Genomic DNA, 12,255 nt, shown 5'->3' on the forward strand with positions numbered 1-12,255 from the left:
TTCAATAATAGTATTTTCTAAAACCATTTTACGAGAAAGACAGCTTATTGTCAAGAGCCAACCGCAAAGCTTACACAGATTTTTCTATGGAGTTAACCAAGAAAACAAAAACGAGCCATAAAAACAAAATATTGCAAAAGAAGATTCCATACGCAGCTGCAGAACCTATGCGTGCAATTATTACCGGGACGTTGTATATCGCTGGAATCTTATATAAACAGCTTACTATAACAGTTGTGATACCCAATTTTCCCGCGTGCCTAAAGTAGTCAAGAAGCGTTCCTAACAATGTATTTGATGGCCGTTTTTTATCTGTTATCTGTTTCAGTTCCTTTGCATATGGACTCCCAAGCAGAGCTGATGCAGCAGCAATATATACACCTACGGCTATTGATACTAGCGTAGTTGCCGTGTCTGCCATACTATCAAAATTCCAATTCAATAAGTAGGCTATTACTGAAACTGTTATAAAGCACCCTATCAGAAATATTTTATACTCCTTATCCACCACTGTCACCTCAGTTTTGCAAGCAGCAGTTCCCTTACTTCATCTGGTTCAAAATGCTCATTTTCATCTTTTGTTGGCTGAATCAAAAAGTGTTTTAGAACAGACGAAAAATCAAATGTTTGCTCTATACCACTTTCATCACATCCGATTATAACAACATCTTCAAATTCTTCACGATGCCGACAAATACGATCTACTAGACCTTTTCCTCCTCCATGTATTGGAAGGTCTCCATACGATATTTTTAGTTGAAGCTTGCTTGGCAAGTCCTGTCCCCAGATGTTACCAACTTGAGAAAACAATGTTCCTCCACGGCTGAATACATTATCCACTTGCGTATATTGAAATCCACGAATAGTTTTAATGTTCTTACAAAAATCATCTAATGATGTATAAATATTGCTTATCTTAAATTCCTTTTGCAGTGTGTCACTTAAATATTGCTCAACAAATCCCTTCTTATTGTAGTCATTCATATAAAGAAAATGTTTCTGTGCATCATAACACGCAAAAAATTGTTGTCTTGGTTCAACCTGTTCTTTTGAACGTGGATTCGGCATCTTCTCACCTGTTTTTTTATTTATGACATAATCTCTGAAGCGTACCGCATCATCGTAGTCAGATGCCATCCAGAAAAATCTTTCTTCGATAATATCCATATCAACAGAATATAAATACTTCTGCTTTTGCGGCCGAAATATATGATTTCCTTTTGCAACAACATCTTTCATATCTTCCAATGATGCCTCACGAATGCCATCAACTCGAAGAAGAAAATTACAAAACTTCATTTGTTCATCCTCTTTTTTATGCCATCATATTATCAGTCCACATCTCACACTGGCTAATGATCGTGCTGATTGCCGTATCATAATCTTCTGGCGGATACTTATACTTTTTTAGAAGGTGCTTCACCATCTTACGCATACTCGCACGGGCAGTTTCTTTTTTCTGCCAGTCTATTGTCCGATTTTTGCGCAGCATTTCCGTAAGCTCTCTGGTCAAGTCAATCAGTTCATTGTTTTGGTAGAAATCCTTGATGTTTTCCGGCTTTGTCAGAGCATCGTAAAAAGCCAGTTCCTCCTACGTCAAACCCAGCTTTTTACCGTTGTTATACAGTTCCGTAATCTCCTGTGCCGTTTTCAGAAGTTCCTTGATGACCTCCTCGTTTGTAATCAAGCCATTGTAGTAAGAGTTCATCAACTGTGTAATCTTTTCTGAAAACTTCTGAGACTGCACAACATTTGTCCGTTTATACAGTGAAACTTGCTCTGCCATAAGTTTTTTCAAAATTTCTACGGCAATGTTCTTTTCTTTCATTTTTGAAATTTCATCCAACACCGCCGGGTCAAACAGACTGATATTTTCATCTGCCTTCTTACTGTCAAACAAACTGATAACACCTTGACTCTGGATACTTGCTTTCAGCAGTTCATTGATTTGAGCATTGATTTCTTTCAAAGAAAGTGTCTTGCCGCCACTCCCACCATAGGTGATCTTCACCACCGTAGAACGGACTGCTTCCATATAGGCCGCTTCATGTCGCTCCTGCTCCGTGGTCATGCTGGAACACAACGAATGTGACTGCTTCAGCAACAGAGCTTCTCGCAGGAACAGATCTTTGCGCTTGGGTGCTTTTGCGTCCAGAACAAAGTTTACGCCGCCAGTGACCAGCTTTGCCATTATCAACGGAGAACCGCCAATAAATCCGCTGAAATCAAAGCCGTGCAACAAATCTTTGCACACCTGAAGCTTTTCCTGAAACTTCGGATATGCAACTTTGGCAATGTCCATATCACCATATCGGGACTGGTCACGCTTGGTATACTCCTTCATAGCGGCTTTGAGGGCAGATGCAATGCCAACGTAATCTACAATCAAGCCGCCCTCTTTGTCCTTAAACACGCGGTTGACACGCGCGATGGCCTGCATCAGATTGTATCCGTGCATTGGCTTGTAAACATACATCGTAGCCAGTGAAGGCACATCAAAACCTGTCAGCCACATATCCACAACAATGGCAATCTTCATCGGGTCATCGTTGTCTTTGAATTTCCGGGCAAGTTCTTCTTTGTGAGATTTTGTACCGATGATTTCTTTCCAATCCTCCGGGTCATTGTTGCCACCCGTCATAACTACGCCGATTTTTTCGTTCCATGTCGGGCGCAGCTCCAGAAGTTTTCGATAAATCTTCATCGCAATCGGGCGCGAATACGCCACGATCATCGCCTTGCCCGTCAAAAGATTAGCGCGGTACTTTTCGTAATGGTTGACAATATCTTCGCACAGCGATTGAATGGTAGAGTCTGCCCCCAGCACACTCTCCATCTGCCCCAACATCTTTTTGCTTTTTTCAATCGTTGCAGCGTCCGATTGCTGTTCCAGCGCATCGTAGGTCGCATCAATCAAGGTCAGCGTATTTTGGTCGAGGTGGAGTTTGATAACACGGCTCTCGTAGTAAACCGGACGCGTTGCGCCATCCTCCACAGCCTGTGTCATATCGTAAACATCAATATAATCACCAAAAACTTCACGCGTATTTCTATCTTTTGCCGAAATCGGCGTTCCCGTAAAGCCTATGTAGGTTGCATTCGGCAGGGCATCATGGATGATTCGGGCATTTCCAATCACTGTATGTGCTTCTTTTTCACCCTGTTCATTTTCTTTGATGATAATTTTCTCATCAAAACCATATTGTCCGCGATGGGCTTCATCGGCCATCACCACAATATTCCGCCGTTCGGAAAGCGGCTTCTCGCCACGCTCAAACTTGAACATCGTGGTGAAGATGATGCCGTTTGCTTCTCGGCCATCCAGCAGCTTGCTTAGATTGTCCTTGCTGGTTGCCTGTACAGGTGTCTGACGCAGGAAAGGTGCGCACTTGGCAAACTGCGTGTAAAGCTGGTCATCAAGATCAATGCGGTCCGTCATCACAACGATGGTGGGGCTATCCAAAGCTTCTTGCAGCAAATGGGCATAGAATACCATCGACAGTGATTTTCCGCTACCCTGCGTATGCCAGAACACACCACCCTTGCCATCCGTTTTAGTGGCAATCTTGGCCTTTTCGATAGCTTTTCGCACTGCAAAATACTGGTGGTACCCAGCCAAAATTTTAATCGGCTTCTGCCCATCACCGGAAAACAGGATAAAATTTTTCAGGATGTCCAGCAGCCGCTCTTTCTGGAACATTCCCTCATAGAAGGTGTCAAACTGCGCATACGCGGTGTTTTCATAATCACCGTCTTTTGTTTTCCATTCCATAAAACGGTCAAGTCCAGAAGTGATTGTTCCTGCCTTGTTGGTCGAAAGGTCGCTGATTACGCAGATTGCATTATAGTAGAACATCGAAGGAATATCCTTCATATAGTTCCGAATCTGGTTGTATGCGTTTTCTGCACCCACTTCGTCCTTAGAAGGACTTTTCAGTTCCATCAAAACCAACGGCAAACCATTGATAAACAAAATAATATCCGGACGGCGGTTGTTTCCATTTTCCACGAAGGTATATTGGTTTACCACATAGAAATCATTTTTGTCTGCATCTGCATAATCAATCAGCTTTACTACCGAAGACCGTTCTTCACCCTTGACTGCGTATTTGACCGTGATACCGTTTTGCAGATAGTCCATAAAAATAATATTCTTCTGCAACAGGCTTCCCGCATCAAAATCATTCAGTTTCAGGATGGCTTCATCAATTGCCACAGCCGGAAGGCTGCGATTCAGCCGCACCAGACAATCCCGCAAAACATCGTCCAGCAGAGGGCGGCTGTAATCTGTTCGGTTCATATCAGGAGCATAAATGTGGGTGTAACCCATATTTTCAAATAGCTCTATGACCGCTTGTTCAAAGGTATCTTCGGTAAATGAAAGCATGATTTTTCTCCTCAACTATTATCCGAAGTTGCTGTATTCGATTCTTGCGCAATGGCATTCACAATCTTTTCAACGATAGACTGTGCTGCTCTTTTTGCCATCGCACGTCCTATCGGCGTACCATTATCCAATGTGTCCGTCAGTGCCAATCGAACTTTACTGAGTCCAATTTCCTTACGATACCAATCCGGCATCAGATTCTTTTGAATTGCAACGTAACAATCATCAAAAATTTCTGGATGCACAGCATTATGCAATACTTCTCGAATAATCTCGTCCACTTTATCGTCTGAAGCATCTGAATCGCGCACTTCTCTAATACTTGTTATCGGAACTTCTGTTTTCACAAACCGATCAACCATAGGCTTTTGTGTGTTCGCATAATTGCTTTTAATATATGCCATCTGGTGCTCAAGTTCTGGGAACAGCGTCCCTTCGTTGATATTGTAAAAACTCAGTTCCTCTAAAATCGCGTCTTTTCTTCCCGCTGGTATTCTAAAACTTTGAAGTTCAAATTCATCTTGGACATCACTATATGCCCGTTTAACAATGCTCTGTCCGATTTTTTCTTTCAGCTGAACATTATATTTTCCGCAGATTAAAAAAGAGCCGCTTTGCCGTACCAATCTTTCATTATTCAAGTTGGAAATCACAAAATAATTTCTTTGAATAATCGAAAGCAAGCTTTTATACTCGCTTGCCTCGCACTCTTTTACCTCTTTATCTGTATAAATTCCATACTTGTTCAAATCCGAGAGCAGCTTTTCTAATGTATAATCGCCCGAAATTTCATGACTCGCTAAATATGCCAACACTTTGATCTCTATGTCGCTATAACTTTTTCCGTAATCTCGTTTATAATAGATTTTTCCATCGGTCGGCGGCAATAACGTAGTCTTCCCGTCAGTTATCTTTTTCTCTTGATTGTTTTGGCAAGCAAAATACAGTGCCACCAGTGGGTTTTCCGTCACATCCAACAGTCTTGTTGGCAACCCATAGTGTTGCAATTTTGCGAGCTTTTCAAAATCTGTTGTCAGCTTTCGGAAGTCATCAGGATTCCGTGTGTAGGCAGCGTTTATCAATTCTGCTTCATGTGGAAGCATCCCACCACGGAACACTCCCGGCATGACATGCCATTCGTTGCTGGCCTGTCCACGGAAGAAATAATGCTTTGCGCTTACTTCTGCGCCTTCTTCTTTCTTTATGGTTTCCTTTATATCAGAAATGTAGGTCAGGTAGCTATTAAGGTTTGTAACAACGCATTCCCTCGGGTTTCTTGTCTTAGCATTATCAAAATCTTCCATATTATCCCTTCATTTCTTTTATAAACGATAATTTAGCAGCTTAGAGTTGAATATTGGCAGCATCAATTTCGCCGGACATTAGCCGAGGTAGCAGGATATCACGAGTGGAGGTAAGTCTATCGCTTTCAGCACGAAGATTGCGAATCTGTGAAAAAATTGGTTGTACGATTGAGTTGAAGGTACTCAATTCCGCTTTCGATGGTATGACAACGGACACGTTGTTCAGATTGGCTTGGCTAATTTTGGGCTGAACGGCTCCAGTAACAATTGACCGAACATTGGTTAAGCTGAACAGCAAATAAAGCGTTTCGACAGTAAAGCCATTCTTACCCGTGATAATGTGGGCATGATTGTTCACCCAGAACTTTCCTTCTACATACTGCAAAATCGGAAAGCCCTTGTCGTCTACAACAGTACCGTCTTCACCAAGGAGTAGATAGATTCCGTCAAAAAGATACCTATCCACATAGTCCATTACTGAGGTGGCACCGTAGTACGGATAAATCTTTGTGAGATTGGCACGTTCACGGCTTGAAAGGGGTATGCGTTTGGAATCGTGTAGCTCTATGATTTCCGAAACCGTGCCAAGTTGCCAATCTGGAGGCATCTTGCCATTGAAGGGTTTCAAATCAATGAAACGATCCTTATAAAGAGCCTGTGCCTGCCAAAGTAAATTATCGTTTACCTTTGCATTACATCTAATTTTTTCGCTGATGCTACTTGCGAATCCAACAATACTTTTTCTTTCTCGCTCACTCGGAATCGGAATCATTAGCTTTTGTAAAAAATCTAAATCAAATTTTCCCGCTCCAATTCCTGTAACTCCAACCTTTGCCATCAAATAATCTTTTTGCGACAACAACCAATAAAATATAAACTCGTTTTCCACTTCTCCATATGAATCCAGACACTTTATATCTTGATTGAAAGCCACATCTTTTTCAACTCTAGCAATTGGTATTCCATTAAAAAGACCGCTTCCTCGTGTAAGAAGTAAGATGCTTCCCTTCGGCGCAATCTTGCTTCCAGCTTTTAGCCCTTCTTCTGTTATAAACAAATCAGATGTGTCGATATTCTCCGTTTTCAATGTCTTTGCACTAATCCAAGGAATAGTTCCACCCCAATAATCATCTCTTTTTTTACTCGGTGTTCCTCCTGATGCAAAAGATACAAGCTCACCAAGTGGGCGATATGTCCATTCAGATTTCATACCCAATCGCCCCCAACTTCTCCTTAATTTCTGCTTCCAGCTTATGTGACTGCTTGAACAAATCCGAAAGTTCAGAAGTCAGCCGAGCCATTTTTTCTTCAAACGGTTCACCATCATCTTCCTGTTCCTCAACACCAACATAACGACCCGGCGTTAAAATATAATCCTGCTCTGCAATTTTCTCCGTATCAACAACTGCGCAGAAACCTTTTACATCTTCCAGTGTACCATTAACATAAGCATTGTAGGTATCGGCAATCTTTTTAATATCCTCATCGGCTAGTTCCCGCAACTTACGGCTCACCATAACGCCCATCTTCCGGGCATCAATAAACAGCGTTTTACCAGCCTGTTTCTTGCGCTTGGAGATAAACCAAAGCGAAACCGGAATCTGTGTGGTATAGAAAAGCTGCGTTGGCATGGCAATAATGCAGTCCACCAAATCAGCATTCACAATGTTCTTGCGAATCTCGCCCTCACCGCCGGACTGGGAGGACAAGGAACCGTTTGCCAGAACCATGCCCATCCGACCACCGGGCGCAAGGTGATAAATCATGTGTTGAAGCCATGCAAAGTTGGCGTTTCCAGCCGGCGGCATACCATACTGCCAGCGTACATCATCTTTGAGCTGCTCTGCACCCCAGTTGGACAGGTTGAACGGCGGATTTGCCATGATGTAATCTGCACGCATCGTGGGATGCTGGTCATCAAGGAAGGTGTCTGCTGCATACTTGCCAAGGTCAGGCTCAATGCCACGGATGGCAAGGTTCATCTGCGCCAGTTTCCACGTTGTAGGGTTAGAATCCTGACCATAAATCGAAATATCATTGATGTTGCCGCTGTGGTTTTCTACAAACTTAGCCGACTGCACAAACATACCGCCGCTGCCACAGCAAGGGTCATACACACGGCCCTTGAACGGTTGCAGCACTTCTACCAGCGTCCGCACAACGCAGGACGGCGTAAAGAACTCGCCGCCACGCTTGCCTTCCTGCTCTGCAAACATCGACAGGCAGTATTCATAAGTGCGTCCCAGAATGTCCTTCTCGCTGCCATGTTCGATCATTTTGATGTTCGTAAACAGGTCAACGACTTCACCCAACCGCCGTTTATCCAGTTCCGGGCGCGCGAAATTTTTCGGTAGGATATCCTTCAGGCGCACGTTTTCTTTTTCGATAGCGCGCATTGCATCATCGATTACCTGACCGATTTCGGGATCATGTGCCTTTGCAGAAACATCGCTCCAACGCGCACCAGCAGGCACAAAGAAGATTCCTTCCGATGTGTACTCGTCACGATCTTCCTCAAAGCCATCACCATCTGCAACCAGCTGATTATACTTATCTTCAAAACGATCCGAAATATATTTCAAGAAAATAAGACCAAGGACGACACCCTTATACTCTGAAGCATCCATATTGCCCCGAAGTACGCAGGCAGCATTCCAAATCTGCTTTTCAAATCCAATGTCGGCGGTGTTTTTCTCTGACATGGTTCAATACCTCCGTTTTAGCTCAACAAATTCTGCTTTGAGTATAGCACAGATGTGCTGATTTTCCAATTTGTGCGCACAAATTCTTTGTAAGATGCTTCAATTTCCGGCAGATAAGTCCTACTATCACAACTTTATCGCAATAAATTTCACAAAACCATCTTGACGCACCCTGCAAACCATGATATTCTCTGTCACAAATCCCACCGATTTTGTGGATTGGTTTGAAACCATCCACAAGATGTGGTCGTGTTCATTTTGAACACTGCCTCGCCGTGGATCATCCCTAAAAGATTAACCGCCCCGCAACACACCCGATTCATTTTGCCGCCGATTCACCCCGACAAAATCCATCGCTGCGCTGCTTGGGCGGTATTTTTCTTTATGGGAAACGTACCTTGAAAATTTCATAAGCCGACCGGACGTGATACCGACTTTTCGTCAACGCCGCTGCAAAACAGGGGCAGGAACTTCGTTCGGAGCAAACGGTGACCCACATACATAAGCAGCACAACCTCTACTTATTTTTACGCCTTAACAATTCGGAAACAATTACCCGGAAACGATTTTGAGCGCAGCGGTAGAGGGCAAGAACCGTCCCGTGGCCACAAATTTTCAATTCTTGAACATTTTCTGTCCATTCGGGACTTCACTTCTTCAACGCATCTGCATTTCCGAAGTGATCTTGTTGGGGCGTGCCTGCCCCAAACCCTGCTCATAGTTCGCGCCTGATGGCGCGAACAAACGGCGTGTCGTGCTTACATAACTTCACCGAGGAGTTATCGAACAGACAGGAGGTACAATGACCGAAACGAATGTTCAACCGATTCCTAGCAATTCCCAGCACCACGACACGCCGAACAACAAAACGCACGTCATCAAGTTCCGTGTGACAGCGGAGGAAAAAACGTCACTGGAACTCACTTGCAAACTCCTAAATCTCTCCCTCTCCACTTTTATCCGCCGTGCCATCCACAACGTCAAGATCGAGAAAACAATCATCGTTGCCGGCGGCGGAGAAGAAACCCTGACCGCTGTTTCCACTTTGCTTGCCCAGTGCAGCAAGGTGGGCAGCAATCTCAACCAGCTTGCAAGGCACTTCAATTCCGGCGGTGCGGACACCGAGCAGATCCGGGCGAAACTCCTTGACGAACTTGCAGACCTGACCGCATTCCGGCTCAGCGCCGAGAAAGTTCTGGGTGAACTGTATGGCAACGCTCAAGCATATCGCCTCTAAGAATTCGGACTACACCGCCATCGAAGCGTACCTCGTTTACCAGCACGACGCGTTCACCGGAAAGCAACTTCTGGATGAGCACGGCAAGCCGAAGCTGCGGGAATCGTACATTCTGGATACTCTTGAATGTGGCGATTTCTCCTTTGCAACGGCCTGTCTGCTGGCAAACCGCAAGTATGGCAAGAACACCCAGCATGGTGATATTAAGAGCCATCAATATATCATCAGCTTTGACCCACGCGATGCAGCCGACAATGGCTTGACCATGGAAACGGCACAGGCTCTTGGCCTGAAGTTTTGTTCTGAAAATTTTCCCGGTCATCCTGCCATCGTCTGCACTCACCCCGATGGGCATAATCGTTCGGGAAATATCCACGTCCACATCGTGATCGGCAGTATCCGAATGCGCGAGGTGGAACGCAAGCCCTATATGCAGAAGCCCCGCGACTGGCGTGAGGGCATGAAGCACTCCAGCACAGCCCAGACCATGCGGCACCTGCGTGTCGAGGTCATGGAGCTGTGCGAGGGTGCCGGACTGTACCAGATCGACCTGCTCAACGGCTCGAAAGAGCGCGTAAGCGAAGCCGAGTATTGGGCGCGCAGGCGCGGCCAGTTGAAACTTGACCTTGAAAACACAGGCCTCGCCGCAACCGGACAGCCGCCCAAGCAGAAGAAGTTTGAAACCGTAAAAGATACCCTGCGGAAACAGATTTCTTCAGTGCTGTACCGTGCCACGAGCTTTGAAGATTTTTCCGACAGGCTCTTGCAGCAGTACGGCATTGCCGTCAAGGAAAGCCGTGGGCAGCTCAGCTATCTGCCTACTGGAAGAACAAAGTTCATCCGAGCGAAACATCTCGGGGACAAGTTCGACAAGGCAGAAGTGCTTGCTGCCCTGAACGCAAACGCCGAACGCAAACCCAAGGCGCAGTTCAAGCAGGATACCATCGGGAAACTGATCGACAAGTCGAGGATGACCGAGGGCAAGGGCATCGGCTATAAACGTTGGCTCACGAAACACAATCTCAAAGTTATGGCACAGACCGTGAAGCTTCTGCAGGAAAAGGAGTTGACCGACAAGGACGCCTTGAACCAGCGCATCACCGAACTGGAAACCAAGTACCACGACACACTGGCAGTGGTGAAAGACCTCGAAGGTCGCATGAAAGCCAACAATGAGCTACGCTATCACATCGCAGCCTACACCAGTACCAAGAATGTTGCCCAGCAGTTAAAGACCGCCAAGCGACCCGCAGCCTTTGAGGAACAGCATCGTGCAGAGCTGACAGCGTACCGAGCGGCAGCAGCCTATTTCAAGGCAAACAACATCACAAAGCTGCCCAGCCCGAAAAGGCTGGAAGCCGAGTATGCGCAGCTGGCATCCGAAAAGGCAAAATTCTACGAGCAGTACAAGGAAGCCAAAGAGGAACTGCTCAAGCTGAAAACCGCAAAGCAGAATGTTGCGTCCTTTTTCCGGGAGGAAGAACAGACGCAGCAGGAGAGATAAAGGAGTGTGCGAATGATCAACTTGAAAATCGACCCGGAGTTCCAGTCCCAGATTCCCCCTCTGACCGATGATGAATTTAAGCAGCTTGAAGAAAACATCCTCAAAGAGGGCAAGCTGCTCTCTCCTTTGATCGTTTGGAACAACACCCTTGTTGATGGACACAACCGTTATGAAATCGTTCAGGAGCATCCCGAAATCTCTTTCTCTACCATGCCACTCCCGTTTGAAAGCAGAGAAGAGGTCCTCGCATGGATCTGCAAAAATCAGCTGGGGCGGCGCAATTTAACCCCGGAGCAGAAGAAGTTTCTGATGGGCAAGCAGTATTCCTCTGAAAAGCGCACCGAGGCGTTTCGCGGTAATCAGCATACTGCAAAGAAATCTGGCAGTGTTCAATCTGAACACAACCAGAAGCCAATGAAAACCTGTGAGCGCATTGCGCAGGAAAATCACAGCAGCGCAAGTTCAGTCCGCCGTGCAGAATACTATGCCCACGGCGTTGACGTTGCGGATGAACTGTCTCCCGGTTTCCGTGATCGGTTTTTCCGCGAGGAACTGCACATTCCCGATTATCTTCTCGAAAATCTCGGCAAGGCCAAGCCCGAAGAGCAGGCTGAAATCTTTAAAGAAATCAAGAATTATGTGCCGAAGCCGAAGAAAGTCAAGCCCAACAAAGTAACGGTGAAGCAGGCAGAAAAAGCCGCCAGCAACACCATTGATGAAAACTATGATGTTCCCCAAAAGTTTCTCGAACTGTACTATCGGCTCCACAATGCTGAATCTCTCATGCGAAAGAGTTGGGAAGTTACGTTCGACTTGAACCCGAAACTTCTTACGCATCCGGAACAGGTCAAAGTTCTTCGCTTTGCCTTGAAACCTCACCTTGAATTTTTGAAAACGCTGGACGAAGTTCTTGCAGAATCCAGCGGTGAATCCTCTAAAACGGCATAACGACAGGCACTTGTAAGCCATCAACGGGCCACCAGCCGCAAGTGCAGGGCGGAAACTATCCGCGCCCCTGCGCCTGATAAAAATTGAAACTTTGATTTTCTCGCCCGACTTTGCCACCGTGGGACGATCAAAGGAGCGTGCGTTTGAACAAAAAGAAAAAGTCCACAAACACT

The 12,255-nt window shown here is 45.5% G+C and carries 8 protein-coding genes and 1 pseudogene; 3 read left to right on the plus strand and 6 right to left on the minus strand.

What is annotated here, in order from left to right; genetic code table 11:
• Positions 1 to 70: 70 nt before the first annotated feature.
• The 6 genes and pseudogenes from J3353_RS14705 to J3353_RS14730 form a co-directional block, all read right to left on the minus strand.
• Positions 71 to 508, minus strand: a complete 438-nt coding sequence (locus J3353_RS14705; RefSeq protein WP_158405821.1) for a hypothetical protein — start codon at positions 506 to 508, stop codon at positions 71 to 73.
• 5 nt (positions 509 to 513) lie between these two features.
• Positions 514 to 1,299, minus strand: coding sequence for a hypothetical protein (locus J3353_RS14710; protein WP_207685129.1), 786 nt, complete (start codon positions 1,297 to 1,299; stop codon positions 514 to 516).
• Positions 1,300 to 1,315: 16 nt separating this feature from the next.
• Positions 1,316 to 4,387, minus strand: a pseudogene (locus J3353_RS14715) (type I restriction endonuclease subunit R).
• Positions 4,388 to 4,398: 11 nt separating this feature from the next.
• On the minus strand, positions 4,399 to 5,691 hold the full coding sequence (locus tag J3353_RS14720) for an FRG domain-containing protein (protein WP_207685130.1): 1,293 nt from the start codon (positions 5,689 to 5,691) through the stop codon (positions 4,399 to 4,401).
• A 40-nt stretch (positions 5,692 to 5,731) separates the two neighbouring features.
• Positions 5,732 to 6,901: a restriction endonuclease subunit S gene (locus J3353_RS14725; RefSeq protein WP_207685131.1), complete on the minus strand. Its 1,170-nt coding sequence runs from the start codon at positions 6,899 to 6,901 to the stop codon at positions 5,732 to 5,734.
• Complete coding sequence (locus J3353_RS14730) at positions 6,891 to 8,393, minus strand: class I SAM-dependent DNA methyltransferase (RefSeq protein ID WP_207685132.1); 1,503 nt, start codon at positions 8,391 to 8,393, stop codon at positions 6,891 to 6,893. Before J3353_RS14730 ends, J3353_RS14725 begins: the two co-directional genes overlap by 11 nt.
• An 802-nt stretch (positions 8,394 to 9,195) precedes the next feature.
• Here J3353_RS14730 and mobC point away from each other — a divergent pair.
• The 3 genes from mobC to J3353_RS14745 are packed head-to-tail and all read left to right on the plus strand — an operon-like array spanning position 9,196 to position 12,082.
• On the plus strand, positions 9,196 to 9,630 hold the full coding sequence (gene mobC / locus J3353_RS14735) for a plasmid mobilization relaxosome protein MobC (RefSeq protein WP_207685133.1): 435 nt from the start codon (positions 9,196 to 9,198) through the stop codon (positions 9,628 to 9,630).
• Positions 9,602 to 11,134 (plus strand): relaxase/mobilization nuclease domain-containing protein, encoded by a 1,533-nt coding sequence (locus J3353_RS14740; protein WP_207685134.1) that lies wholly within the window; start codon positions 9,602 to 9,604, stop codon positions 11,132 to 11,134. The genes mobC and J3353_RS14740 overlap by 29 nt, the downstream gene beginning before the upstream one ends.
• 12 nt (positions 11,135 to 11,146) lie before the next feature.
• Positions 11,147 to 12,082, plus strand: coding sequence for a hypothetical protein (locus tag J3353_RS14745; protein WP_207685135.1), 936 nt, complete (start codon positions 11,147 to 11,149; stop codon positions 12,080 to 12,082).
• The last annotated feature ends 173 nt before the right edge of the window (positions 12,083 to 12,255 follow it).

It is taken from the genome of Faecalibacterium sp. Marseille-Q4137 (genome assembly GCF_017377535.1).
Classification (GTDB): Bacteria; Bacillota; Clostridia; order Oscillospirales; family Ruminococcaceae; genus Faecalibacterium; species Faecalibacterium duncaniae.

Excerpts from the sequence above, each read along its gene's own strand:
- J3353_RS14740 (WP_207685134.1), top strand. The coding sequence starts at position 9,602 with ATGGCAACGCTCAAGCATATCGCCTCTAAGAATTCGGACTACACCGCC.
- J3353_RS14710 (WP_207685129.1), bottom strand. The coding sequence starts at position 1,299 with ATGAAGTTTTGTAATTTTCTTCTTCGAGTTGATGGCATTCGTGAGGCA.
- J3353_RS14720 (WP_207685130.1), bottom strand. The coding sequence starts at position 5,691 with ATGGAAGATTTTGATAATGCTAAGACAAGAAACCCGAGGGAATGCGTT.
- J3353_RS14725 (WP_207685131.1), bottom strand. The coding sequence starts at position 6,901 with ATGAAATCTGAATGGACATATCGCCCACTTGGTGAGCTTGTATCTTTT.
- mobC (WP_207685133.1), top strand. The coding sequence starts at position 9,196 with ATGACCGAAACGAATGTTCAACCGATTCCTAGCAATTCCCAGCACCAC.
- J3353_RS14745 (WP_207685135.1), top strand. The coding sequence starts at position 11,147 with ATGATCAACTTGAAAATCGACCCGGAGTTCCAGTCCCAGATTCCCCCT.
- J3353_RS14730 (WP_207685132.1), bottom strand. The coding sequence starts at position 8,393 with ATGTCAGAGAAAAACACCGCCGACATTGGATTTGAAAAGCAGATTTGG.